The sequence below is a fragment of the Exiguobacterium sp. N4-1P genome, from assembly GCF_002214325.1.
The window spans coordinates 1,723,531-1,749,082 of record NZ_CP022236.1; the positions used below are offsets into that span (position 1 = coordinate 1,723,531).

Annotated in this window: 23 protein-coding genes; all 23 read right to left on the minus strand. The window is 47.1% G+C overall.

Annotated elements, in window-relative coordinates; all coding sequences use genetic code 11:
- Positions 1–59: 59 nt before the first annotated feature.
- A complete protein-coding gene (locus A0126_RS09020) occupies positions 60–1,292 on the minus strand; it encodes a M16 family metallopeptidase (protein WP_088837341.1) in 1,233 nt (410 codons plus the stop codon).
- 74 nt (positions 1,293–1,366) lie between these two features.
- Positions 1,367–3,586 (minus strand): polyribonucleotide nucleotidyltransferase, encoded by a 2,220-nt coding sequence (pnp, locus tag A0126_RS09025; protein WP_088837342.1) that lies wholly within the window; start codon positions 3,584–3,586, stop codon positions 1,367–1,369.
- Between the two features lie 137 nt (positions 3,587–3,723).
- Positions 3,724–3,993 carry a 30S ribosomal protein S15 gene (gene rpsO / locus A0126_RS09030; RefSeq protein WP_023468676.1) on the minus strand — a complete coding sequence of 90 codons (270 nt, stop codon included), beginning with the start codon at positions 3,991–3,993 and terminating at the stop codon, positions 3,724–3,726.
- A gap of 123 nt (positions 3,994–4,116) precedes the next feature.
- Positions 4,117–5,046 (minus strand): bifunctional riboflavin kinase/FAD synthetase, encoded by a 930-nt coding sequence (locus tag A0126_RS09035; RefSeq protein ID WP_088837343.1) that lies wholly within the window; start codon positions 5,044–5,046, stop codon positions 4,117–4,119.
- Positions 5,047–5,062: 16 nt separating this feature from the next.
- Complete coding sequence (gene truB / locus A0126_RS09040) at positions 5,063–5,971, minus strand: tRNA pseudouridine(55) synthase TruB (RefSeq protein WP_088837344.1); 909 nt, start codon at positions 5,969–5,971, stop codon at positions 5,063–5,065.
- 56 nt (positions 5,972–6,027) lie between these two features.
- Positions 6,028–6,369, minus strand: a complete 342-nt coding sequence (gene rbfA, locus A0126_RS09045; RefSeq protein WP_029330730.1) for a 30S ribosome-binding factor RbfA — start codon at positions 6,367–6,369, stop codon at positions 6,028–6,030.
- 35 nt (positions 6,370–6,404) lie between these two features.
- A complete protein-coding gene (gene infB, locus A0126_RS09050) occupies positions 6,405–8,579 on the minus strand; it encodes a translation initiation factor IF-2 (RefSeq protein WP_029330732.1) in 2,175 nt (724 codons plus the stop codon).
- Between the two features lie 15 nt (positions 8,580–8,594).
- The gene (locus tag A0126_RS09055; RefSeq protein WP_029330734.1) at positions 8,595–8,897 is read right to left on the minus strand and encodes a YlxQ family RNA-binding protein; all 303 of its coding nucleotides are present in this window, start codon (positions 8,895–8,897) and stop codon (positions 8,595–8,597) included.
- Complete coding sequence (gene rnpM / locus A0126_RS09060; protein WP_029330736.1) at positions 8,890–9,159, minus strand: RNase P modulator RnpM; 270 nt, start codon at positions 9,157–9,159, stop codon at positions 8,890–8,892. Before rnpM ends, A0126_RS09055 begins: the two co-directional genes overlap by 8 nt.
- 3 nt (positions 9,160–9,162) lie before the next feature.
- Positions 9,163–10,275 (minus strand): transcription termination factor NusA, encoded by a 1,113-nt coding sequence (gene nusA, locus A0126_RS09065; RefSeq protein WP_029330738.1) that lies wholly within the window; start codon positions 10,273–10,275, stop codon positions 9,163–9,165.
- A gap of 16 nt (positions 10,276–10,291) precedes the next feature.
- Positions 10,292–10,759: a ribosome maturation factor RimP gene (rimP, locus tag A0126_RS09070; protein ID WP_088837345.1), complete on the minus strand. Its 468-nt coding sequence runs from the start codon at positions 10,757–10,759 to the stop codon at positions 10,292–10,294.
- Positions 10,760–10,888: 129 nt separating this feature from the next.
- Positions 10,889–15,160, minus strand: a complete 4,272-nt coding sequence (locus A0126_RS09075) for a PolC-type DNA polymerase III (RefSeq protein WP_369834788.1) — start codon at positions 15,158–15,160, stop codon at positions 10,889–10,891.
- Positions 15,161–15,310: 150 nt separating this feature from the next.
- The gene (locus A0126_RS09080) at positions 15,311–17,011 is read right to left on the minus strand and encodes a proline--tRNA ligase (protein WP_088837347.1); all 1,701 of its coding nucleotides are present in this window, start codon (positions 17,009–17,011) and stop codon (positions 15,311–15,313) included.
- A gap of 30 nt (positions 17,012–17,041) precedes the next feature.
- Positions 17,042–18,283 carry an RIP metalloprotease RseP gene (gene rseP, locus A0126_RS09085; RefSeq protein ID WP_088837348.1) on the minus strand — a complete coding sequence of 414 codons (1,242 nt, stop codon included), beginning with the start codon at positions 18,281–18,283 and terminating at the stop codon, positions 17,042–17,044.
- 13 nt (positions 18,284–18,296) lie between these two features.
- On the minus strand, positions 18,297–19,451 hold the full coding sequence (locus A0126_RS09090; protein ID WP_088837349.1) for a 1-deoxy-D-xylulose-5-phosphate reductoisomerase: 1,155 nt from the start codon (positions 19,449–19,451) through the stop codon (positions 18,297–18,299).
- A gap of 12 nt (positions 19,452–19,463) precedes the next feature.
- Positions 19,464–20,264, minus strand: a complete 801-nt coding sequence (locus A0126_RS09095; protein ID WP_088837350.1) for a phosphatidate cytidylyltransferase — start codon at positions 20,262–20,264, stop codon at positions 19,464–19,466.
- 19 nt (positions 20,265–20,283) lie between these two features.
- The gene (locus tag A0126_RS09100; protein ID WP_029330752.1) at positions 20,284–21,021 is read right to left on the minus strand and encodes an undecaprenyl pyrophosphate synthase; all 738 of its coding nucleotides are present in this window, start codon (positions 21,019–21,021) and stop codon (positions 20,284–20,286) included.
- 84 nt (positions 21,022–21,105) lie between these two features.
- Entirely contained in the window at positions 21,106–21,663 is a 558-nt protein-coding gene (gene frr / locus A0126_RS09105) for a ribosome recycling factor (RefSeq protein ID WP_029330759.1), read from the minus strand.
- Position 21,664: 1 nt separating this feature from the next.
- On the minus strand, positions 21,665–22,384 hold the full coding sequence (gene pyrH / locus A0126_RS09110; RefSeq protein WP_088837351.1) for a UMP kinase: 720 nt from the start codon (positions 22,382–22,384) through the stop codon (positions 21,665–21,667).
- Between the two features lie 110 nt (positions 22,385–22,494).
- The gene (tsf, locus tag A0126_RS09115) at positions 22,495–23,376 is read right to left on the minus strand and encodes a translation elongation factor Ts (RefSeq protein ID WP_088837352.1); all 882 of its coding nucleotides are present in this window, start codon (positions 23,374–23,376) and stop codon (positions 22,495–22,497) included.
- Positions 23,377–23,458: 82 nt separating this feature from the next.
- Positions 23,459–24,193 carry a 30S ribosomal protein S2 gene (gene rpsB / locus A0126_RS09120; protein WP_012370721.1) on the minus strand — a complete coding sequence of 245 codons (735 nt, stop codon included), beginning with the start codon at positions 24,191–24,193 and terminating at the stop codon, positions 23,459–23,461.
- A 129-nt stretch (positions 24,194–24,322) separates the two neighbouring features.
- Positions 24,323–24,754, minus strand: coding sequence for a hypothetical protein (locus tag A0126_RS09125; RefSeq protein ID WP_088837353.1), 432 nt, complete (start codon positions 24,752–24,754; stop codon positions 24,323–24,325).
- Between the two features lie 11 nt (positions 24,755–24,765).
- A complete protein-coding gene (locus A0126_RS09130; RefSeq protein WP_029330769.1) occupies positions 24,766–25,539 on the minus strand; it encodes a FliA/WhiG family RNA polymerase sigma factor in 774 nt (257 codons plus the stop codon).
- Positions 25,540–25,552: the final 13 nt, after the last annotated feature.

A 25,552-nucleotide genomic window follows, 5' to 3' on the forward strand; every position in this document is an offset into this window, starting at 1 on the left:
GTATTCCTTCTTTCTCGACAACATGTTTTCTGTATGGTTTTTTTAGTTGAGAGCTTCTCTCACACGGTTTCTTCTTCCATTTCCGGTAAGATATACGCTTTTGCTGGTGGTTCTTCGAAGATATGTGTGATCAATCCTTGAATATCTTCTTTAGTGATGCGCTCCACCTCTTCGATGACTTCTTCTAACGTCGGGTGTTTTTCCAGATGAAGTTCATTTCGTGCATTTCGGTTCATGTGACTTGATGTTCCTTCATTCCCGAGAATGAGTGAACCTTTCAGTTGCTCGATGCCATCTTCAACTTCTTTATCCGTCAAACCATTCGCGAGCAACAGTTTGATTTCTGCTTCTAAGACATCTTCGACTTCCTTCAGTGTTTCGTGTGAAGTACCGACGTAAATCGTGAACGTCCCATGGTCGTCAAATGTCGTGTAGTACGAAAAGACAGAGTACGCCAGTCCGCGTTCTTCACGAATGGATTGGAACAAGCGGCTAGACATCGTCGCTCCGAAGGCATTATTCAATAATGCAAGTCCCGGTAAACGATCGTCCGTAGAATCGATTGCACGGAAATTATAACAAAGATGGACCTGTTCTGTATCCTTTTCCTTACGGATTACATCATTTTTTAGTTCGGGAAGCTGAATCGGACGCGAGATTTCACTCGGTGTCATGACACTGAACCGCTCCTTCACTTGTTCCACTAAAGCATCCGATACGTGACCCGCAATCGAGATGACGATTTGGTCCGGTGCATACGCCTGTTTCATGTATTCCGTAATCATCTGCCGATTGATTTTAAGAACACTCTCTTCCGTCCCAAGGATTGGTCGCGCCATGACGTCCTCGCCATAGGCTGCGATCGCGAGCAGTTCATGGACGAGATCATCTGGTGTATCTTCGTACATCTTGATTTCTTCGATGACGACCCGTTTCTCTTTTTCGAGTTCTTCTTCGTCGAACGTCGAGTCGAGGAACATATCCGCTAGGACATCAAATGCCGTCGCTGCATGTTCATCTAATGTCTTAACGTAATAACACGTTTGATCCTTACTTGTGAATGCATTAATATTTCCACCAAGTCGGTCGAAGTAAACCGCAATCTCTTTCGCCGAGAACTGTTCTGTCCCTTTAAAGACCATATGTTCGATTAAATGACTGATCCCATGTTCCTCAAGCGTTTCTGTTCGTGAGCCGGCCTTGATGAAAATTCCTGTTGCTACGCTCCGCGCGCTCGGCATCCGTTCGATGATGATTCGTACTCCGTTTTGTAGCTGTATCCGTTCGACCATAATAGTTTCCTCCTGAATCGGAAACAAGGTGGCCCTCGTTGCGACATCCGCACCGTTGAGCCACCTTGTTTTCATTAGTTACGACGTGGTGGACGTTGTCCGTCACGTGGTGGGCGAGATCCTGTATCCCGACGTGGCGGGCGGTTGTCACGCTCTGTTTTTTTCTTTTCATCGTATGCTGCACGGTCTTCCGCGCTCATTCCTTCGACGAGAAGGATTTTATGTGAGGCGTTGACACGACCTTTATCATCAACTTCTGTGACACGGACTTTCAGCTTGTCGCCGAGTTTGACGACATCTTCCGTTTGACCGACACGATCAAGTGCAAGCTCAGAGATGTGGACGAGTGCGTCTTTTCCTTTGAACAACTCAACGAACGCTCCGAATTTCTCAATCCGGCGGACTGTCCCGTCAAACTCTTCACCGATGACGACTTCACGAACGATGTCCTCGACGAGTTGACGTGCACGATTAATGCCATCTTGATCTGTCGATGCGATAAAGACCGTACCATCTTGGTCGATATCAATCTTGACGCCTGTTTCATCGATGATTGCATTGATGACTTTACCGCCGGGTCCAATCACATCACGGATTTTATCCGGATTGATTTTGAGGGTTACGATTTTCGGTGCATATTTCGATAACTCGACACGTGGTTCTGCAATGATCGAATTCATGTGTTCAAGAATGTGTAAACGGCCAAGGCGTGCTTGTTCGAGCGCCTCTTCAAGAATTTGACGCGTGATGCCGCCAATCTTCATATCCATTTGTAAAGCAGTTACACCATCTTTTGTTCCTGCGACTTTAAAGTCCATGTCGCCGAGGTGATCTTCCATACCTTGAATGTCTGTTAAGATTGAATAATTTTCGCCTTCTTTAATTAATCCCATCGCGATTCCTGCAACTGGTGCTTTAAGCGGGACACCGGCATCCATCATCGCGAGGATTGATCCACAGATTGAGGCTTGTGATGAAGATCCATTTGATTCAAGCACTTCCGAGACGAGACGAATCGTATACGGGAAATCTGTTTCTGATGGCAAGACAGGCTGTAAGGCACGCTCTCCAAGTGCTCCGTGACCAATTTCACGACGACCTGGTGCACGCATTGGACGCGCTTCCCCGACTGAGAACGGCGGGAAGTTGTAATGGTGCATGAACCGTTTTTCTTCTTTCAAACCAAGTCCATCGATGATTTGTGCGTCTCCAGCGACACCAAGCGTCGCGACAGACAAGACTTGTGTTTGACCACGTGTAAAGAGTCCAGAACCATGAGCACGTGGCAAGAGACCGATTTCTGAGTCGAGCGGACGAATTTCAGCAAGTCCACGACCATCCGGACGTACTTTATCTTCTGTGATGAGACGACGAACTTCCGCTTTGACGAACTTATTCAATACACCAGAAACTTCAGCAAGTTGTGCTTCCGTGACCGACTCGTCGGCTGCGTAAAGATCAATATATTTTGAGATGACTTCGTTGATCGCAACGTCACGCGCTTGTTTTTCTTCGACTTGAACCGCTGTCGTGACTTCTGCTAATGCTTCCGTCTTCAGACGCGCAACAAGTGCTTCATCAAATGATGACACCGTGTAGGCAAATTTCTCTTTCCCGACGGCAGCAACGATTTCCTCTTGGAACGCAATCAATTCTTTGATGACGTCATGTCCGAGAAGAATCGCTTCGAGCATCGCTTCTTCCGGTACTTCCTTCGCACCGGCTTCGACCATGTTGACGGCATGTTTTGTCCCTGCGACTTGTAAATCGATATCGCTTGCTTCCGACTGACTTGCCGTTGGGTTGATGATGAACTCTCCATCAACGCGACCAATCGTCACACCAGCGATTGGACCGTCAAACGGAATATCCGAGATGGAAAGGGCAATCGAAGCACCAATCATCGCTGCGACTTCTGACGAGTTGTCCGCATCTGAAGAAAGAACTGTCGTCGCGACTTGAATGTCATGACGGAATCCTTCTGGGAAGAGTGGACGAATCGGACGGTCAATTAATCGTGAAGTTAAAATCGCGTTTTCTCCAGGACGGCCTTCACGTTTTAAAAAACCTCCTGGAATTTTACCTGCTGCGTATAATTTTTCTTCATAGTTCACTGTTAATGGGAAGAAATCCAAGTCTTTCGGTTGCTTCGACGCAACGACTGTTGCGAGGACGGCTGTCTCGCCATAGCGAATCATCGCTGCCCCGTTCGCTTGTTTGGCCAGTTGACCGATTTCAATTGTTAAAGTACGTCCACCGAGTTCGGTCGAAAACGTCTGTTTTGTTTGTGACATGCACAAATCTCCTCTCACTACTATCCGTTTTTTCATTCAAATCTAATTATGTAGGTTCTTGCGCCAAATGTCCACGAATCGGCAAAAAAAAGAAACAGGAGACAATGCTCCTGCTTCCACTTGTCCTTTTAGTCGGATTAGCGACGAAGACCAAGACGCTCGATCAATGAACGGTAACGAGCAACATCCTTGTTACGAAGGTATGTGAGCAAGTTACGGCGACGACCGACCATTTTCAAGAGACCACGACGTGAGTGGTGATCCTTTTTGTGTGTACGTAAGTGATCGTTCAAAGTTGTGATCTGTTCAGTTAAAACAGCAACTTGTACTTCCGGCGAACCAGTATCGCCTTGTTTCGTAGCATAAGCTTCGATAATTTCGTTTTTACGTTCTTTAGTGAGTGCCATTGTCACTCCACCTCCATCTTTTGAATGACCGTATTGCCGAGCATCGGATGGTGAGACCTGATGCCAAGTCAATCGGCTGTACGTGATCGTACTGACTTATCATAACGAACCGCTATTCTTCTGTCAAACGTTTAAACGACGTGCCGCTTCGATTTTATCTTGAGCGAGTTGTGCTTTTAAGCTCTCGATCCCGTCGAATGCCCGTTCGTCACGTAAATAGGCGATCCACTCGAGTTTTAATTCTTGACCGTATAAATCTTCGTCAAACTGAAGTAAGTGGGTTTCCACACTGACTTCTCCTGTTTCATAAAAGGTCGGTCTCCGTCCGATGTTCGTCATCGCGGGGAATGTCCGTCCATCTTCTAAATGGACATGTGTCGCGTATACCCCGAGTTTCGGAATGACATACGCAAACTCCGGACGGATATTAGCAGTCGGAAAGCCGATTTGTCTTCCTCGTGCATCTCCATGAATGACTGTCCCTTTAATTTGATACGGTTCCCCGAGTAAACTGGCTGCCGCTTCGACTTCACCAGCCGCTAACAGCTTTCGAATCCGCGTCGAACTGACTTTTTCATCATCTGCTTGCTGTTCAGCGACAGTCGTGTGTGTGAATTGACCGCGACTATGGAAATCGAGTGTTGCCATCTTTCCAGCTCCGAATCGTCCGTAAGAATAGTCAAATCCGGCGACGATATGTTTCGCACCCGCCGCAATCAAGTACGTATCGACGAACTCTTGCGGGGACAACTCGGAAAACGCAATCGTGAACTCAATCACGTAAGCCCGGTCGATTCCGAGGTCCGCCATCTTCTCGAGCTTTCGATCAAGCGGGGTGATGTAACGGATTTGATCGTCACTTTTTCCGAGGACCTGCTTCGGGTGCGGGTCAAACGTCATCACAGTGACAGGGAGATTGAGCTCCTCGCTTTTCTCGATTGCCGTTTGCAAGACATGTTGATGCCCTAGGTGAACCCCATCAAAGAATCCAAGTGCAATGACTCCCGACTCCGCTACCGGTTTTTCCGGATATGTTAAATGAATGATTTCCATCCCTATCTCTCCGATCTTAATCGATTTGTAACATGACCTCGACACGCCCCATATTGATTTCAGGGTCTCGGCGATAAATCGCTAACGGTACGTCCTCTTCATTATAGACAGTAAACAGTTCGAATTCATCCGGAATGCTTGCAAGCTTTGCTCCGTTTAAAACCCGAGCTGCCGTTTCAGCGTCAACAGTCATCCGTGGCCACTTTTGAATGACTTGTTCAATTGGTAAAACGTACGCCATCCGCTCCTCGACCGTCTCACAGCCTTCGAGCATCGCAAGTGTGACCGTATCACCCTCTTCAATCGCACCCGACGCCGTTCGTCGCAAGTGACTCATGTGCGCTGCATAACCGAGCAACTCTCCGATTTGAACAGCGAGCGTCCGGATATATGTTCCTTTTCCGCAGGCAATCTCCATGTGAAAGCGGCACGTGTTGTGATCGAACGTCAAAGGAGACGTTCGTTTTAATTCGTGAATCTCAACGATGCGCGTTGGTCGTTCGACTTCGATTCCTTTTCGTGCATATTCGTATAGCTTTCTTCCATTGACTTTAACAGCAGAGTAGTACGGCGGGGTCTGTTCGATTTGCCCAGTCAATTGCCCGAGAACTAAATCGATTTGCGCTTCCATCACTGCCCCTTGCATCACGCCAGTCGTCTCGACCGTTTCCCCATGGGCATCTTCTGTCGTCGTCGAAAAACCAAGCGTCACTTCCGCTACATACCGTTTTCCTTCATCCGTGATGAACCGTGCAAGTTTTGTCGCCCGTCCTAAACAAATCGGTAAGACGCCTGTGACTTCAGGATCAAGCGTGCCGGTATGTCCGACTTTCTTTGTTTGAAACAAACGGCGCAATTTAAATACACAATCGTGACTCGTCATACCCGCTGGTTTGTCTAACGGTAGTACACCAATCGGTTCCATCTCTCATCATCTCCTAAAAAAAGGGCAACCACGCCTGTGGTTGCCCTGTTCATGTGTCAATCCTTGTTCAAGTTCCGGAGCAACTCATCAATCCGCGATCCATACTCGACCGATGTATCAATCTCGAACATCAATTCAGGAGTTTTGCGTAACCGGATGCGTGACCCAATTTCTTTACGCATGAATCCTTTTGATTTTTCAAGACCGATCCGTGCCTCTTCGCGTACTTTCTCGTCACCAAGCACTGAATAAAAAATCGTTGCTTGCTGTAAATCACCCGTCACTTCGACACCTGTTACGGTAATCGCTTTGACACGGGGATCATTGACGTCTTTGATGAGCATTTGCGTAATCTCTTTACGAACTTGTTCTGCAACACGATTTGAACGTACACTCATGTGAATTCCCTCCAGTTCGGATATTCTCCGTTCTGTTACTTCCGTTTTACTTCTTCCATGATGAAGGCTTCGATAACGTCATCGACTTTGATGTCGTCATATTTCTCAATCTTGATTCCACATTCGTAGCCGGTTGCGACTTCTTTGACGTCGTCTTTAAAGCGACGTAGTGTATCAAGTTTCCCTTCATAAATAACGATGCTGTCACGGACGACACGAACACCTGCTGCACGTGTCAGCTTACCTTCAGTCACGTAACCACCAGCAATCGTTCCGACTTTCGAAACTTTGATGACGTCACGGACTTCAGCTTGTCCAATGATTTTCTCAACGAATTCAGGATCAAGTAACCCTTTCATCGCTTGTTCGATTTCTTCAATCGCATTGTAGATGATTTTGTGAAGACGAATCTCAACTTTTTCTTGATCTGCCATTGATTTCGCGTTGCCGTCTGGACGGACGTTGAAACCGATGATGATCGCGTTCGCTGCTGAAGCGAGGATGACATCACCTTCTGTGATGGCACCAACACCTGAGTGAACGATGTTGATTTTAACGCCTTCGACATCAATTTTCTTGAGTGAACCAGCGAGGGCTTCGACTGAACCTTGAACGTCACCTTTGATGATGATGTTTAAGTCCTTGACTTCGCCTTCTTTGATACGATCAAAGAGATCTTCGAGGCTGACTTTCGCCGAATCGCGACGTTGTGCTTCGATTTCACGTTGGTAACGTGCTTCACCGATTTGACGCGCTTTTTTCTCATCTTCAAACGCGAAGAATTGATCACCGGCTTTTGGTACATCGTTTAAGCCTGTAATTTCGATTGGTGTTGATGGACCGACTTCTTTCACACGGCGACCGATATCGTTGACCATTGCCCGGATACGACCGAACGTATGACCGACGACGACTGGATCTCCAACGCGAAGTGTCCCGTGCTGGACGAGTAACGTCGCAACCGGTCCACGACCTTTATCGAGTTTCGCCTCGATGACCGTACCACGCCCGTGCATTTCTGGTGTTGATTTGTATTCTTGAACTTCTGAGACGAGAAGAATCATTTCGAGTAACTCATCGATTCCTTCGCCTTTAAGAGCAGAAACCGGTACGAAAATCGTATCGCCGCCCCAATCTTCCGCAACGAGTTCGAACTCTGTCAATTCTTGCTTGACGCGGTCCGGATTCGCTCCTTCTTTATCCATCTTGTTGACGGCAACGATGATTGGTACGCCTGCTGCTTTAGCGTGACTAATCGCTTCTTCCGTCTGTGGCATGACACCATCATCTGCTGCAACGACGATGATTGCGATATCCGTCACATCTGCACCACGTGCCCGCATCGTTGTAAACGCTGCGTGACCTGGTGTATCGAGGAATGTGATTTTTTTGTTATCGATTTCAACTTGATATGCTCCGATGTGCTGCGTAATCCCACCTGCTTCGCCCGCTGTTACTTTCGTATTACGGATTGAGTCAAGAAGTGTTGTTTTACCATGGTCAACGTGACCCATGATCGTAACGACAGGAGGACGTTCCGAGAGTTCGTAGTTATCAAGGTCGAGTTCATACGCATCGAAATCCGTTTCGTCGACTTGGACTGATTTTTCAACTTCGAAACCGAAGTCTGATGCTAGCAATTCAACCGTCTCATCGTCGAGATCTTGGTTGATTGTCGCCATGACGCCCATGCCCATCAATTTCATGATGAGTTCGTTTGGTTTTTTCGCCATTTTTTCAGCAAGTTCACCGACCGTCAAGTTATCCGCGTATTGAACGACGTTCGCCATCGCTTCTTCTTGTGCACGGCGTGCTGCTTTCCGTTGACTTGATTTCGAGTTCGGGTCAGCGACTTCTAACTTGCGTGGTTCTGCTTTTTTCTGGTTCGGACGACGTTTTCCACCGCGGTTGTTGCGGTTTCCGAATTCTGGACGTCCGCCTTTTGTATTACGTGATTGATTGCCTGCTGGTTTATTAGTAGTAGTTCCTGGTCTGTTCGGTTTATTGTCTGATTTCACTTGTTTTGGAGCCTCCGTTTTTTGAGCCCGATGTTTCTCGGGATTAAATACTTTGTCGAGTTGCTGTACTGTCTGTTCATCTAATACTGCCATATGATTCTTGACGGGTTTCTCAAGCTTTTCAAGCTGTGCGATGACCTGCTTACTTGTTACGTTTTGTTCCTTAGCGAATTCGTATACACGTTTACCCAAAGGATCCACCTCCAATTAGTCGTTCGAGAGGAGTTCAGTTAGCTTTTTCGCAAATCCGGCTTCATTGACTGACACGACAACACGCGCATCTTTTCCTAGTGCATGGCCAAGAATCGAACGATCCCCGACTTCAAGATATGGGACATGATAACTTGTACATTTATCCGTAACCTTTTTACGCGTGGCAGCCCCCGCATCTGCTGCTAAGAGGACAAGCTTCGCTTGTCCTCCCCGTACTTCTTTCAGCACGAGTTCTTCTCCAGTCGTCACTTTCCGCGCTCGGTTCGCGAGACCAAGTAGCGATTCCCATTTACTCATGTATACCTCCCGCGATCTCAAGCAATTGATCATACAATTCATCTGTCGTCTTGACTTTTAAATGATGATCGAGCGTTCGCTTCTTTTTCGCCTTAGTAATGACAGCTACATCTTTCGTTAAATAGGCACCTCGCCCATTCATCTTACCATTAAGATCGATGACAACCTCACTGTCAGGTGTTCGAACGACGCGAATTAGCTCTTTTTTGGTTTTCATTTCTTGTGTGATGACGCATTTACGTAAAGGTACCTTCTTTTGCACGAATTATTCCTCGCCTTCGACTTGGACCGCTTCCACGTCAACTGCTTCATCTTTAAGGAACACATCACGAAGACCCATCGATTCTGCTTCTGACTCACTCTTGATATCAATTTTCCATCCCGTCAGTTTCGCCGCAAGACGTGCATTTTGTCCGCGTTTCCCGATTGCGAGTGACAATTGGAAATCAGGCACGACGACGATTGTCGCCTTCGCCGGTTCGTTGACATACACGCCGACGACTTGAGCAGGACTCAAGGCATTGGCCACATATTCTTTCGGATCATCGGAATAGCGAACGATGTCAATTTTTTCACCGTTCAATTCGTTGACGATGTTTTGAACACGTGCCCCTTTTTGACCGACACACGCACCAACCGGGTCGATATCATCTGACGCGACCGCGATTTTTGAGCGATCTCCGGCTTCACGCGCAACAGATTTCACTTCGACTTCGCCATCAGCGATTTCCGGCACTTCAATCTCAAACAAGCGTTTGAGTAAGCCAGGGTGTGTCCGTGATACAAGAATCGATGCGCCAGACCCTTTCACCATTGGGTCGACTTTCGTCACATATACTTTGATGTATTCCCGAATACCGAACCGTTCATTCGGCATTTGTTCATGTGTTGATAGAACCGCTTCGATTCCCTCGAGATTAACATAGAGGTTACGTGCGTCTTGGCGTTCGACCATCCCCGTCATGATTTCATCTTCACGATCCGCAAAGTGATTGTAGATGCGCTCGCGCTCTGCTTCACGCATTTTTTGTGTGACGATTTGTTTTGCCGTCTGTGCCGCGACACGTCCGAAATCTCCCGGTGTGACTTCAACTTTATGGAAGTCTCCTAGTTCATAGGTCGGATCGATTTCATGCGCTTCTTCTAGCGAAAGTTGCTCTTCCGGTTGTGTCAATCGTTCGACGACTTCCTTCAGTGCAAAGACACGAATCTCTCCTGTTTTTTGGTCGAACTCAACCTTGACTGCCTCCGACTCTTTACCGAAGTTCCGGCGGTAAGCTGAAATCAATGCTTGTTCTAACGCATCGATGATGATGTTCTTATCGATTTCTTTTTCTTTTGCAATTTGCTCGATTGCTTCGAGTAACTGTGGTCCCATCGTTCTCTTCCTTTCCTTAGAACAGTACCGCAAGTCGCGCCATCGCGATCTTGGTCACCGGTATTTCAATTTTCAATTTTCGTGTTTTTACGCGGACTTCGATTTCAAGCATTTCGTCGTTATACGCAAGTAACGTTCCTTCAAATTCGGTAGCATCTTTAACCGGATCATTCGTTTTGACGTAGATATGTTTACCAATCGCCTTTTCGAAATCTTCCGCTTTTTTGAGTGGTCGTTCTGCACCTGGACTGGCAACATCTAGATAATAGGGTTCGTCAATCGGATCATCATTATTCAATGCTTCCGATAACTGTTCGTTGATGTTGACACAATCTTCAAGGTCAACGCCACCTTCCTTATCGATGGAGACACGTAGGAACCAATCCGCCCCCTCTTTGACGAATTCGACGTCGACAAGCTCCATCCCCTCTCGTTCCACGATTGGTTTTGCGAGCGCCTCGACCTTCTCAGTTACGTTCGTCATCTTCATCCTCCTTCAAAAAACAAACAAGAAAGGAGCAGGTCCCCCTACTCCTTCCAAGTCGTAGTATAAAAAACATTTCCTCACTCAATATAGCATAATGAACCGCTCTAAGCAAGTCTCCGCCTGGCTTTACAGGTCAAATAACGAAAGCTGGTTCTCGTCCGGAAGACCTTCGAGACAACCAAGATTGTCGAGCGTTTCGATAATCGTTTTCGATAATTTGGCACGTTTCTGTAAATCTTCTTTCGACAGGAACTCGCCACCTTTTCGGGCCTCGACGATTTGTTTTGCCGCATTTGTTCCGAGCCCTGTCACGGCGTCGAACGGTGGTAACAGCGAATCACCTTCAATTAGGAATTCACTGGCGCTCGACTTATACAAATCGACTTTTTGGAACGTAAAGCCGCGTTCAATCATCTCAAGCGCAATTTCAAGAACCGTATAGAGTCCTTTATCCTTCGCCGTCGCCTCGAATCCTTTATCTTTGATATCTTGTAAAACTTTTCGGACGGCGGCTGTCCCTTTGTTCATCGCACCGATGTCAAAATCACCCGCCCGGACCGTGAAATACGATGCGTAGTAGTACATCGGATGGTGGACTTTGTAATAGGCAATCCGGACCGCCATCAAAACGTAAGCTGCAGCGTGGGCTTTCGGGAACATGTACTTGATTTTTTTACACGAGTCGATGTACCAAAGGGGTACACTGTTTTCAATCATCGCTTCTTCCATCTCAATCGAGAGCCCTTTTCCTTTACGGACGGATTCCATGATTTTAAAGGCAAGCGACGGCTCAAGACCGGCATAAATCAAGTAGACCATGATGTCATCCCGGCAGCCGATGACGTCTTTCAGTTCACAGGTTCCGTTATAAATCAACTCACTGGCATTCCCGAGCCAAACGTCCGTTCCGTGCGACAGACCGGAAATCTGGACGAGTTCCGAGAACGTCGTCGGTTTCGTTTCTTCAAGCATCTGTCGAACGAACTTCGTCCCGAACTCTGGAATCCCGAGCGTTCCGGTTTTCGAATCAATCTGTTCCGGTGTGACACCAATCGATTCCGTCGAACTGAAAATTTTCATGACCTCGGCGTCATCGACGGGAATCGTTTTCGGATCACGCCCGGATAAATCTTGCAGCATCCGAATCATCGTCGGGTCATCGTGTCCGAGAATATCAAGTTTCAGCAGATTATCGTGAATCGAGTGGAAGTCAAAGTGTGTCGTTTTCCATTCCGATCCCATATCGTCCGCCGGGAACTGGATCGGACTGATATCATAGATGTCCATGTAGTCCGGGACAACGATGATACCGCCGGGGTGCTGTCCTGTCGTTCGCTTGACACCTGTCACCCCGCTGACGAGCCGGTCGACTTCCGCGTTACGGTAATTTAAATCATTTTCTGATTGATACCCCTTCACATACCCATAGGCTGTTTTTTCGGCGATCGTCCCGATCGTCCCTGCCCGGTAGACATAATCATCCCCGAACAAGACTTTCGTATAGGCATGGGCTTTCGGCTGGTACTCCCCACTAAAGTTCAAATCAATATCCGGTACTTTATCCCCCTTGAACCCAAGGAACGTTTCGAACGGGATGTCGTGTCCGTCTTTCGTCAATGGAATTTGGCACGTCTTACATTCCTTATCCGGTAAATCGAATCCGGATCCGACCGACCCATCATCGAAGAACTCGGATTCTTGACAGTTCGGACAGACGTAATGCGGCGGTAGTGGATTAACTTCCGTGATTTCCGTCATCGTCGCGACGAGACTCGATCCGACAGAACCACGCGATCCGACAAGGTACCCATCATCAAGCGATTTTTTTACGAGTTTATGCGAAATCAAATAGATGACGGCAAAACCATGGCCGATGATTGATTTCAATTCTTTTTCGAGTCGGGCTTCGACGATTTCCGGTAACGTCTCCCCATAAATTTTATGTGCCATGTCGTAGGACAGATTGCGAACCTCATCATCAGCACCGTCAATTTTAGGAGTAAAGAGATCTTTCGGGATGATATCGATGTTTTCGAACATCTCAGCGACTTTCTGACTATTCGTGACGACAAGGCGTTCTGCAAGATCCGGTGCAAGGAACCGGAAGTCTTCCATCATTTCCTGCGTTGTCCGGAAATGAGCCGGGGGAAGCTGTTTCCGCATGTTGAGCATATTTGCCCCACCTTGCGTCCGAATCAAAACTTCACGGTACGTCGCGTCATGGCGATCGAGATAATGTACGTTCCCTGTCGCGACCGGCAGGATGTCGTTTTCTTCTGCGACCCGGATGACTTTTTTGATCAACTCACGAAGTTCGAGTTCATTTTGAACGATTTCTCGCTCGATTAAATGACCGTACATCGCCGGCGGCTGAATTTCGATGAAATCATAAAACTGCATGACCTTCGCTAAATCTTCATCCGACTTATTGAGCGCCGCATCAAACACTTCTCCATTGTCACACGCAGAGCCGATGATTAAACCTTCCCGGTGCGCAACGAGCTGCGAACGTGGCGTCCGAACGACACGATGGACGTGTTTCGTATGCGCAAGCGAGATGAGCTGGTAGAGATTTTTTAGCCCCGTCCGATTTTTAGCATAGACGGTCGCATGATATGGACGCGTCCGAGAAATGTCTTTTCCCATCTCCCGGTTGAGCGACAAGTGCGTTGTCATGTTGAACATCTCATCTGCCATTTGCAATAACTTCAACATCAAGTAGCCGGTTGCTTCCGCATCATAAATCGCACGGTGATGTTGTGTCAGTTCGATATCAAATCGTTTCGCGAGCGTATTCAAACGGTGATTCTTCAGTGTCGGCATCAAGACACGTGCCAGTTCAAGCGTATCGATAACGGGCAATGTCGATTCGTCATGTTCACCAGAACGAAGCGTCGCATTCAAAAATCCGATGTCAAAGGCCGCATTATGGGCGACAAGAATCGAATCCCCCGCCCAGTCCATGAATTCCTTGACGACTTGTTCCGGATCCGGTTTCCCACGGACCATGTCATCGGTGATGCCCGTCAAATCGATCGTCGTCGCAGATAATAAGTGTTTCGGATCAGCGAATGCTTCGAATTTATCAATCACGTCTCCGTCATAAATTTTTACGGCAGCTAATTCGATGATTTTGTTATACATCGCTGATAATCCGGTTGTCTCGACGTCAAAGACGACGAACGTCGCGTCCTCAAGACTGCGATCGACCGGGTTATAGGCAACTTGGACACCATCATTGACGACGTTCGCTTCGATTCCATACAATACCTTAATGTCATTTTTCTTTCCGGCATAATAGGCATCCGGGAAGCTTTGCGCTCCCGCGTGATCTGTGATGGCGACGGCCGGGTGTCCCCAAGCAGCAGCACGTTCGACGTACTTCGTCACGTTCATGACAGCATCCATCTGACTCATTTGCGAGTGCGCGTGCAATTCGACACGCTTCTCACCTGTCCAAGGGTCACCCGGAAGTTCAACCTTCACTTCAGACAATTGTGCAATCATCATACAGAGATCGCGGAGGAAGGTGTCGAACTCGACTCGTCCAGCCACTTGAATCCACATGCCCTTTTTGATTGCTGATAGGACTTTGACGTCCGTTTCATCTCGTGCAAACATCTTGACGACAAGCGAATCGGTATAGTCGGTCAATTTAAACGTAAAGATCGTTTTTCCACTTCGTAATTCCCGGCTCTCTGCTGAGAAGACAAGTCCCCGAATCGCAATCCGACGTTCTTCATCTTGAATCGTCTTAATCGGCACGATTTCATCTTGAATCGGTTTTCCGATCCGAATGTCGACCGGTCCCTCATCATCATCGCGCGACTGCTCACGTTTGAATTGAAGCTCGAGCATCCGTTTCGCTTCCTCGATGTCCTCTTGTTTGACTTGATTGCGTAACGCCTCTTGCGTCGATTGATCCATCTGGACAATCGGTTCACAAACAAACTTCGGAAATCCATAGGCACCGTATAATAATTGCATCTCTCCACACAGATCATTCTTTAAAAAACCAGCTTCCGGTTCACTCCGAACAGGGATGAAGAGTTTATTTTCCCTAAACTCTGGCAAAACACGACTGAGCTGGGTCCGCATCGCTGCAGACGCATCAGCTAAATCCTGAACGACGTATGGCCAATAGTCGATGAAAAGTTTGCTTTCCGGACGATCGTCCGAAACGAGGTTTAATTTGACTTCCGCAAATTGTTGATAACGACTCGTCAAACGACTGAAAAACATCTGATAGACGTTTTGCGGCAAAATCTTCGGAATTCGAATTTGGAACGTCCACGTTGAATTGCTTTTATTGACACGGAGCTTCTCAAGGGTAGCCCCCGTAAAATATTCTTCAGTAATTCTTGTCGGTAAATCTAAATCACTCATTAAAAGCGACATGCGTTGTTGTGTATCCACTCGCAATTGTGCTGTCCTATCGCATCACACCGTGACAGCAACTCCTCCTCCTCTTGCAGATTGCCCAAGGGGCGAATGGGTGTGAGACAAGAAAACAGTCACTTAAACGTTTTAAGTGACCGTTCCCATTACTTATTCTAAACCTTCATACAGCGAACGAACAGCCTGAACGAGATTTCCTTGTTCAATTTCTTCTGCTTCGCCGCCGCGGCGTGCTTTCAGCTCAACGATTCCGTCTGCCGCTTTTTTCCCGACGTTGATTCGAACAGGTAAGCCAACTAAATCAGCATCTGCGAATTTCACGCCAGCCCGTTCTTTCCGATCGTCAAACAGAACAGAGAATCCAGCAGCCGTCAGTTGACGGTAGACGTTTTCTGCCACTTCCATTTGCTCAGCGTTTTTCCCATTGACGGCAATCAAATGCACATCATACGGAGCAATCGCTTTCGGCCAAATGATACCACGCTCATCATAATGCTGTTCGACGACGGCAGAAAGTGTCCGTGAAACACCGATGCCGTAACAACCCATGATAAGGGGTTGCGCTTTTCCACCTTCATCAAGGAACGTCGCACCCATTCCTTGCGAGTAGCGTGTCCCGAGTTTGAAGACTTGTCCGACTTCGATACCGCGGGCGAACTTGACGTGCCCCTCGCCGTCTGGTGAAGCATCGCCTTCTTCGACGAAGCGTAAATCTGTATATTCCGCTTCGAAATCACGACTTGGATTTACATGGATGTAATGCGTTTCCGCTTTATTCGCTCCACAAACTGCGTTCGTCAAAGCGCGGACAGCATAATCCGCCACGACCTGCATGTCTGCTCCAATCGGACCGAGCGTGCCCGGTTTCGAATGCAGTGCTTGTTCGATTTCCTCATCAGAAGCCATCGTGATATCAAGCGCACCAAGGTAGTTTTTCAATTTAATGTCATTGACTTCGTGATCACCCCGGACGAGGGCCATGACGAGACCTTGTTCCGTCTTGAAGACGACCGTCTTGATTGATTCGGTTGCCGGTACCTGCAGGAACTCGCCTACCGCTTCAATCGTTTTCGCTTCTCCTGTATTAACGGTTTCCAGTGCTTCCGGTGCTTTGCCTTGTACGTCGTACGCGTCAACAGCTTCTGCCATCTCCAGGTTTGCTGCGTAATCCGACTGATCGGAATAAACAATCGTATCTTCACCGATTGCTGCAAGTGCATGGAATTCATGTGTGCCACTTCCACCAATCGCACCCGAATCGGCAACGACAGGTCGGAACTCTAATCCGACACGCGTAAAGATTTTATTGTATGTTTCAAACATGTTTTGGTATTCGTCATCCAGGCTTTCTTGTGTCGCATGGAACGAATACGCATCTTTCATGATGAACTCACGTCCGCGCAAGAGACCGAACCGTGGGCGACGTTCGTCACGATACTTCATTTGAATCTGAAACAGATTGACCGGTAATTTTTTGTACGAGTTCAACTCATCCCGAACGATTGACGTAATTAATTCTTCATGTGTCGCACCGAGCGCGAACCGTCGATCATGACGGTCTGTCAAGCGCATCAATTCAGGTCCGTAAATGTCCCAGCGCCCGGTTTCTTCCCATAGCTCTGCCGGTTGAATAGCTGGCATCAATAGCTCTTGTGCCCCAGCCGCATCCATCTCTTCACGAATGATCGTCTCAATCTTCGCTAAGACACGTTTCGCAAGTGGCAAGTATGAGTAAATTCCTGCTGCATTTTGACGGACAAAACCCGCACGTAATAATAGTTGATGGCTAATAGCATCTGCGTCTGATGGTACTTCACGCAATGTTGGCATAAACATTTTCGATTGTTTCATAATGAGTCGTGAACCCCTTTGATTGAAAGATTAAAAGAACTTCTGGATGTCATTCCATGTGACGACGAGCATCAAGAGCATGAGCAGTGCAAATCCAACGAAGTGCACGAGCCCTTCTTTTTGCGGGTCGACCGGTTTGCCGCGTAACGCTTCGAGGAAGAGGAAGAGTAATCGACCACCGTCAAGCGCGGGTAGTGGTAATAGGTTAAAGACCGCTAAGTTGACGGACAATAGAGCTGTCCACGTCAAGAGCATCGAAAATCCGCTGTCCGCTACCTGGTCCGTCATCTTGACGATTCCGACAGGACCTGATAGTTGATCGACACCAACGACCCCTGTCACTAAGTCACCGACTGCGCCGACAATTAACGTCGACATCCGCCATGTTTCCGTTACACCCGTTTCGAGTGCCGTCCCGAACGACTTTTCCGTCTCGTTCGTCACACCGATGATTCCGACTTTTTGATCGCCTTGTTGTTGAATTTTCGGCGTAATTTGTGTTGTTGTTTCTTGACCATCCCGCTCATAGACGACGGTCGTTTCTTTTCCAGCTTCATCTTGGAAGCCAGCACGAAGGTCTTCCCATTTTGTCGTCTCGTCTCCGTTGACGGAAACGATCCGGTCGCCTTCGACGAGCCCTGCTTGGTCCGCCGGCGAATCTTTTTGGACGGTCCCGATGACACTTTCACCCGTTGGAGAACCGTTGTACAACGCTAATCCAAATAAGATGATGAAGGCGAGAACAAAGTTCATCGCTGGTCCGGCAGCAATCGCAAGTACCCGTTTAAAAACGGATTTCGAACCAAATGTCCGGTCGTACGGCGCAATTTGTGTTCGTGTCTGCCCTTCGACGAGGAAGGCGGTTTTTGAAATATCGTATCGTGTCGAGACTTCGTCTTGTAACCCAACGAGCTCTAACTTGTGCAATAAATCAATCCGTTCGACCGTCACGACTTGGTCTGCCTTCGGATGGCTTGCGTCTAAATAGATCGCGTCGACAAGGCCCTCGTTCATGCCTAAGCCAACAGCCTGACCAGGTTTGACTTCAACGAACTCTGGTTCTTCGCCAGCCATCTTAACATATCCGCCAATTGGCAAGAGGCGAACCGTATACAATGTCTCATTTTTGAAAAACGAGAAGATTTTCGGTCCAAAGCCGATCGCGAACTCCCGGCAAAGGATTCCAGCGCGCTTCGCCATTACGAGATGACCCCATTCATGTACGGCAACAAGTACACCGAACATCAATACGATCGAAATAAAGGTCGTCATTGCTATCCCATCCTTAGTTAGCGAGTGAAAGTGACGCGACAAACGCACGTGCCCAACGATCCGCCTCTAAAATTTGATCCAAAGACGGATCGTTGATCAGTTCATGCGCCCGTAACGCAGCTTCAACACTCACTTCGATTTCTAAAAAGCTGATTTCCCCTTTTAAAAAGCGGTCAACGGCTTGTTCGTTCGCGGCATTAAGTACTGAAGGCATCGAACCCCCCGCACTACCCGCTTCAAAAGCGAGGCGTAATAAGGGATAGCGTTCAAATGAAGCTTCAGCAAAGTTCAAGCGTCCGATTTCTTTTAAGTTTAACCGTTCTCCCCCTTTGATTTCAAGGCGGGACGGATATGTAAGGGCATATTGAATCGGTTCACGCATATCCGGCATACCGAGCTGTGCCATGACGGCACCATCATTGAACTCGACCATCGAGTGAATGATTGACTCTCGGTGAATGACGACATCGATTTCTTCATACGCAACATCAAACAACCAGTGGGCTTCAATGACTTCGAACCCTTTATTCATCATCGTTGCAGAATCAATCGTAATTTTCGCCCCCATCGACCAGTTCGGATGATTCAGCGCTTGCTCGACCGTAACATCCGCCAATTGATCGCGCGTCATGTCACGGAAACTACCGCCAGATGCCGTTAAAATAATTTGACGGACATCTTCATGTCGTTCTCCATTCAAACATTGGAAAATCGCTGCATGCTCACTATCGACAGGTAAGATAGCAACACCTTTTTCACGTGCTTTTTTCATGACAAGATGTCCAGCAGTAACCAAGGTTTCTTTATTCGCGAGACCAATCGTTTTTCCTGCTTCAATCGCTGCGAGCGTCGGACGGAGACCGACTGCACCGACGACTGCCGTGATGACAATATCTGCTTCTTCCATTGTTGCGACGTCAATCAAGCCTTGATCGCCCGTCAAAATTGTCGGACGATAGTCGAGTAGCTTTTGCAACTGTCCGCGCGTCACTTCGTCCATGACGGAGACAAGCATCGGACGTAAACGATTCAACCATGGAACTGCAACGTCAATATTTTTCCCGAACGCAAAACTGACGAGTTGAAACTGTTCAGGATTGGCGGCAATGACGTCCAGCGTCTGTGTCCCGATCGAACCTGTTCCCCCAATAATACTGACTTTCTTCATGTAACTTCCTCCTCAACTGAAGATGCCGAGTGTGATCAATACCGTAAAGACGATTAACATGCTATCAAAACGATCAAGAATCCCACCGTGCCCCGGAAGTAAACTTCCGGCATCTTTCACGCCATAATGTCGTTTGTATGCTGATTGTACGAGATCACCCAGTTGACCGACGACAGCCACGATCAGTGCTAATAAAACGACTTCTGCATACCCGATTGTCGGTGTAATCGCTTCAAAAATCACACCAAGAAGTACCGCGAGTAAAATTCCGCCTGCCGCCCCTTCAATCGTCTTATTTGGACTGATTGCCGGCCATAGTTTTGTTTTGCCGAAACGTTTCCCGACAAAATAGGCACCTGAATCTGTGAACCAAATCAAAAGAATGATTAACAGCGATAACGTCAGGCCATTATCCAGTAAACGGATAAACGCGAACGATGCAAAACCAACACCGACATAAACACTCGTTAGTAGCAAAAAAGCCACGTCGTCAAACGTGAACACATTTTTTGAAAATACAGTCCAAAATAGACCGACTAAAATAATCAGCATTCCCCAAGCAAGTGGAGATAATCCGCTTACCACTGTTTGTTCACTCGTTAATTCATAGACACGAATGAAGGGAAGCAATGTCCCAATCCCGAACAAGAGAACGGGAATCGACGAAAAGCTCAGTTGTCTCATCTTGACGAGTTCTGTATAACCGATCACTGTTAAGATTGCCATGAAGGCAAGAAATGGAAGACCACCCAAGTAAAGTAACCCTAAAAAGATGGCACCTGCCCAAATCCCTGTAATAATACGCGTTTTCATAAGCTATGTCCTCGTTTAGTCAGACGCCGCCGAATCGGCGTGTCCGTTGATTGTAATCCTCGATTGCTGTCAAAAATTGTTCCCGTCGAAATTCCGGCCACAAGACATCGGTGAAGTAAAACTCCGCATAGGCTGCTTGCCATAACAAGAAATTCGATAACCGCTGTTCTCCGCTCGTTCGTATGACGAGATCGACATCTGTCATGGAACCCGTCATCAATTCGTGTTCGATGACCTCATTTGTAATCTCAGTCGGAAGCAGTTGTCCGGCTTGTACTTTTTCAGCAATCTTTTGCATGACTTGAACGATTTCATCTCGCCCGCCATAATTTAATGCAAAAATTAACCGTAGTCCAGTATTGTCAACTGTATCCTGTTTCGCTTGTTGAACTGCCTCCCGTGTATAGACGGGTAAACGCGATATTTCACCAGCGACTTCTACTTTGACATTGCGTTCATTCAAGTCTTTTAAATCCGACTCTAAAAATTGAGCCGGTAACTTCATCAAGAAACTGACTTCTTCTTCAGGACGCGTCCAGTTTTCGGTCGAGAAAGCGTATAAGGTCAGACTCTTTACCCCTAACTCATTAGCGACACGGACGACTTCGCGAACTGATTTCATCCCCTCACGATGCCCCATGATGCGGGGAAGTCCTCGTTTTTTTGCCCAACGTCCATTTCCATCCATGATGATCGCGATGTGATCAGGTACGTGTTGTTCGATCACTTCTTTTGTCTGGTTTAACCATTGAAACATGTACTTCTTCCTCCCCTCATTCATTTATAAGAAGAAGGGGACTCTTCGTGTGACAAAGAGTCCCCAACATGACGACGATTCGCGTCATACTTCCATAATTTCTTTTTCTTTATCCGTCGCTGTTTGATCAAGCGCTTTGACGAATTTATCCGTCAATGTTTGGACATCTTCCGTATAACCACGTAAGTCATCCTCTGTTAACGCTCCATCTTTTTCTTCTTTCTTCAGTTGCTCATTCGTATCACGGCGAATGTTACGTAATGCAACTTTTCCTTCTTCCGTATACTTCTTGACGAGCTTAACAAGTTCTTTTCGGCGATCTTCCGTAAGTGGCGGAATCGCTAAGCGAATGACCGTACCATCTGAAGATGGGGCTAATCCTAAATCTGCACGCTGGATTGCTTTTTCGATTTCTGTAACCATCGATTTATCCCAAGGTGTGATTAAGATGAGGCGCGCTTCCGGTGTATTCACGTTCGCGACTTGATTAAGTGGTGTCGGTGAACCGTAGTAATCGACATGAACAGGGTCAAGGATTGCAACGTTCGCACGACCCGCACGGAGTGTCGCAAGTTCTTTTTTAAGTGAAAGATGCGCTTTTTCCATCCGATCTTCGGCTTGTTTCATGATTTGCTGTGACATATTATTTCCCCCTTACGAGTGTTCCAATTTCGTCGCCAACGACGACGCGTTTAATATTTCCTTCTTCCATCAATGAGAAAACGATGAGCGGAATATCATTATCCATGCAGAGTGACGTTGCAGTCGAATCCATGACTTGCAAGCCGTCTTTTAATACATCGAGGTAAGACAATGTCTCGAATTTTTTCGCATCCGGATCTACGTTCGGATCGGCCGAATACACACCATCGACATTGTTTTTCGCCATCAAGATGACTTCAGCTTCAATTTCAGCGGCACGAAGCGCTGCTGTCGTATCTGTCGAGAAGTACGGATTTCCCGTTCCGGCCGCAAAAATGACGACCCGACCTTTTTCTAAGTGACGCATCGCACGACGACGAATGTACGGTTCAGCAACTTGTCGCATTTCGATTGAAGTCTGAACGCGCGTTTCAACGCCTACTGACTCTAAGCTATCTTGTAATGCGAGCGAGTTCATGACCGTCGCAAGCATCCCCATATAATCGGCATTTGCCCGGTCCATTCCAAGTTCTGCCCCTGTTTTACCACGCCAAATGTTACCTGCACCTACAACAACGGCAACTTGTACATTCAATTCTACCAATTCGCGAATCTGTTGAGAAATTGAATTGACGATTGCGGGGTTGATTCCGAACCCTTGATCACCTGCGAGCGCTTCTCCGCTCAATTTTAACACAATCCGGTTATATTTCGGTTGCATGACTACGTCCTCCTTGCTAAATTCCGTAAAAAAGGAACACGAACCACTTCCACACGAAAGTGGATTGAAGCATACGTGTTCCTTCTCTTGTCATCAGGAAATCCTGATTCTTATTTTTTAAGTTGGTTCATAACTTCTTCAGCGAAGTTTTCTTCACGTTTTTCCATACCTTCTCCAACTTCGAAGCGTACGAATGAAACGACTTTTCCGCCTTTAGATTCTACGTATTTACCAACTTTGAAGTCTGGGTCTTTAACGAATGTTTGGTCGACGAGGCAAATTTCCTCGAAGTACTTGTTCATACGTCCAGCAATCATTTTTTCAACGATGTTAGCAGGTTTGCCTTCGTTGATTGCTTGCTCTGTCAAGACTTTTTCTTCACGTGCTTTTTCTTCTTCTGTTACAGAAGAACGATCGACGTAAAGTGGGCGTGCCGCTGCGATGTGCATCGAAACATCTTTTGCAACTGCTTCGTCTGTTGTTCCTTCGATGACGACGACAGAACCGATACGTCCACCCATGTGGAGGTAAGAACCGAACGCTGCGTTGTCTTCTTTCGTGAAGAGTGCTACACGGCGGAGTGAAATTTTCTCTCCGATTGTAGAAGCTTCTTCAGAAATATACGTTTCGATTGTTTTACCCGCTTCGTATTCAGAAACGAGAGCTGCTTCAGCCGTTTCAGAACCGTTACGGAGAACTGCATCCGCGATGTTTTGAACGAGTGATTGGAAACGTTCGTTTTTTGCAACGAAGTCTGTTTCTGAGTTGATTTCGACGAGTGCTGCTTTGTTTCCGTCAACTGCGACTGCTGTCAAACCTTCTGCTGCGATACGATCGCCTTTAGCTGCTGCTTTTGCGATCCCTTTTTCACGCAAGAAATCAACTGCCGCGTTCATATCCCCATCCGTTTCAACGAGCGCTTTTTTGCAGTCGAGCATACCTGCACCTGTTTTTTCACGAAGTTCTTTTACCATTGCTGCTGTAATAGCCATTCGATATTCCTCCTTATAACGTCCTTATTTTCAAAAAAAAGGTGATAAAAGGTCAATTCCCTTTATCACCTGGCATCACGAATTACTCAGCGTCTGCTACTACTTCTTCAGTAGTTTCAGGTGCTACGTTATCTTCGCCTTGTTTAACTTCGAGGATTGCGTCAGCCATTTTACCAGTGAGCAATTTGACTGCACGGATCGCATCGTCGTTCGCTGGGATGACGTAGTCGATTTCGTCTGGATCACAGTTAGTATCAACGATCGCAACGATTGGGATGTTGAGTTTGTGTGCTTCTGCAATCGCGATACGCTCTTTGCGTGGGTCAACGATGAAGAGTGCATCTGGAACGCCTGGCATATCTTTGATACCGCCGAGGAATTTCTCAAGACGAGTCATTTCTTTTTTAAGAATGATGACTTCTTTTTTAGGAAGAACTTCGAACGTACCGTTCTCTTCCATTTTTTCGAGTTGTTTCAAACGGTTAATCCGTTTTTTGATTGTAGAGAAGTTCGTGAGTGTTCCACCTAACCAACGTTCGTTGATGAAGTATTGACCAGCACGGATCGCTTCTTCTTTCACAGTGTCTTGAGCTTGTTTTTTCGTACCAACGAAAAGAACGTTTCCGCCTTCAGACGCTACTTCACGGATGAAGTTGTAAGCTTCGTCTACTTTTTTAACCGTTTTTTGTAGGTCAATGATGTAGATTCCGTTACGTTCTGTGAAGATGTATTTTGCCATTTTTGGGTTCCAACGGCGTGTTTGGTGACCGAAGTGTACACCAGCTTCTAACAATTGTTTCATCGAGATTACTGCCATGATGAATTCCTCCTTTTGGGTTTTGGATGTCCTCCGCGATGATCGTTGTCCCAGCTAACCTATTAAAGGCACCGCAGCCGGCGATACATGCGTGCGTAATTAACACCGTAGACTAATATAGCATAAACTTTACCGTCGGGCAACCTTCGTTTTTGAAGAAAGTTTCGCAATCAATGCCACTTCACCCGTTCCTCGATTTAAAGAACGCGCGAGTTGATCCAGATCGGCCCCTGCCGCAAGTTGATCTTTCACATCTGTCAGTACTGGCTGAACGGATTCAGCCGATTCTTCCTGCGCCTGTTCGAACTGTGGGAGTTCTGTTACATCAGGACTGACGACCGTTTCATATGAGGACTGGGCAGGCGCAGCCTCAGCAGTCGGTTGCTCCTCGCGTTCTGCCAATCCGTTCACTTGTTCCATGAAGCGAAGCAAGATTTCTTCCGTCTCTTGTTTTTGACGTTCAAGATCGGTCACACGATCTTTTAACAATGCTTGTTGTTTAAATAGAAGCAACAGACCATAACTAACGACCGCGGCCAGTAAAATATAAAAAATTGTCATAGTAGTTCCTTTCACATCGCGACACGATCAGACAAATAGGCACTTCCTAGCGCTTGCTTTAATTTACGTAACGCCTTCGAGTGGATTTGTGAGATACGTGAAGTCGACAGTCCTAGCACTTCTCCGATTTCCGTTAACGTCAGTTCTTCAAAGTAGAAAAGGGACACAACATATTGCTCTTTTTCCGATAGTTGCTCGACTTCTTCTGCAAGCTTCGAAATCAATTCACGCATCAGTAACGTATCTTCCGGCGTCGCTGCTTCCGGGTCGAGATACGATACGGCCATTGCTTTTCCCTCATCTTGGAGCGTCACCGCCTCGTCGATCGAGAGGACATTCGCAAAGTAACTTTCTGCAAGCGCCGTCTTGACTTCGTCCGGACTCATTTCGACGATAGACGATACTTCATCAAGCGTCGGCGTCCGTTGTAAGCTCTGCTCGAGAATTTCGACGGCCGCCTCGACACGTTTTGATTTTTCACGCAAAGAGCGTGGCAGCCAGTCAATTTTTCTTAATCCATCTAAAATGGCTCCACGAATTCGAAAGGCTGCGTATGTATCGAATTTATTGTTATGATTTTGATCGAACTTTTGCAGTGCGTCGTAAAGACCCATCATACCAAGACTTTTTAACTCATCACGATCGACACTTTTCGGAAGTGTCGCACTAAGACGTTGAACGTGGTATTGAACTAGAGGTTCATAATTCAGAAGTAATAGGTCAGCTACCGCTATATCGCGCGTCGATAGCCATTTATCCCAAAGTTGTTGTAGTTCCTCACGCATGACCATTCCTCCT

Bases quoted from the DNA above. Each gene is read 5' to 3' on its own strand.
- A0126_RS09090 (WP_088837349.1), bottom strand. From the start codon at position 19,451: ATGAAGAAAGTCAGTATTATTGGGGGAACAGGTTCGATCGGGACACAG.
- tsf (WP_088837352.1), bottom strand. From the start codon at position 23,376: ATGGCTATTACAGCAGCAATGGTAAAAGAACTTCGTGAAAAAACAGGT.
- rpsB (WP_012370721.1), bottom strand. From the start codon at position 24,193: ATGGCAGTAATCTCGATGAAACAATTGTTAGAAGCTGGTGTACACTTC.
- A0126_RS09035 (WP_088837343.1), bottom strand. From the start codon at position 5,046: ATGGAAATCATTCATTTAACATATCCGGAAAAACCGGTAGCGGAGTCG.
- A0126_RS09055 (WP_029330734.1), bottom strand. From the start codon at position 8,897: ATGAGTAAATGGGAATCGCTACTTGGTCTCGCGAACCGAGCGCGGAAA.
- rimP (WP_088837345.1), bottom strand. From the start codon at position 10,759: ATGACGAACGTAACTGAGAAGGTCGAGGCGCTCGCAAAACCAATCGTG.
- rpsO (WP_023468676.1), bottom strand. From the start codon at position 3,993: ATGGCACTCACTAAAGAACGTAAAAACGAAATTATCGAAGCTTATGCT.
- A0126_RS09095 (WP_088837350.1), bottom strand. From the start codon at position 20,264: ATGAAAACGCGTATTATTACAGGGATTTGGGCAGGTGCCATCTTTTTA.
- A0126_RS09020 (WP_088837341.1), bottom strand. From the start codon at position 1,292: ATGGTCGAACGGATACAGCTACAAAACGGAGTACGAATCATCATCGAA.
- rbfA (WP_029330730.1), bottom strand. From the start codon at position 6,369: ATGAGTGTACGTTCAAATCGTGTTGCAGAACAAGTTCGTAAAGAGATT.
- rseP (WP_088837348.1), bottom strand. From the start codon at position 18,283: ATGACGACCTTTATTTCGATCGTATTGATGTTCGGTGTACTTGTTGCC.
- A0126_RS09130 (WP_029330769.1), bottom strand. From the start codon at position 25,539: ATGCGTGAGGAACTACAACAACTTTGGGATAAATGGCTATCGACGCGC.
- A0126_RS09080 (WP_088837347.1), bottom strand. From the start codon at position 17,011: ATGAAACAATCGAAAATGTTTATGCCAACATTGCGTGAAGTACCATCA.
- nusA (WP_029330738.1), bottom strand. From the start codon at position 10,275: ATGGGACCACAGTTACTCGAAGCAATCGAGCAAATTGCAAAAGAAAAA.
- truB (WP_088837344.1), bottom strand. From the start codon at position 5,971: ATGGAACCGATTGGTGTACTACCGTTAGACAAACCAGCGGGTATGACG.
- A0126_RS09075 (WP_369834788.1), bottom strand. From the start codon at position 15,160: ATGTCGCTTTTAATGAGTGATTTAGATTTACCGACAAGAATTACTGAA.
- A0126_RS09125 (WP_088837353.1), bottom strand. From the start codon at position 24,754: ATGACAATTTTTTATATTTTACTGGCCGCGGTCGTTAGTTATGGTCTG.
- A0126_RS09100 (WP_029330752.1), bottom strand. From the start codon at position 21,021: ATGTTTCAATGGTTAAACCAGACAAAAGAAGTGATCGAACAACACGTA.
- pnp (WP_088837342.1), bottom strand. From the start codon at position 3,586: ATGTCACAAACAAAACAGACGTTTTCGACCGAACTCGGTGGACGTACT.
- frr (WP_029330759.1), bottom strand. From the start codon at position 21,663: ATGTCACAGCAAATCATGAAACAAGCCGAAGATCGGATGGAAAAAGCG.
- pyrH (WP_088837351.1), bottom strand. From the start codon at position 22,384: ATGCAACCGAAATATAACCGGATTGTGTTAAAATTGAGCGGAGAAGCG.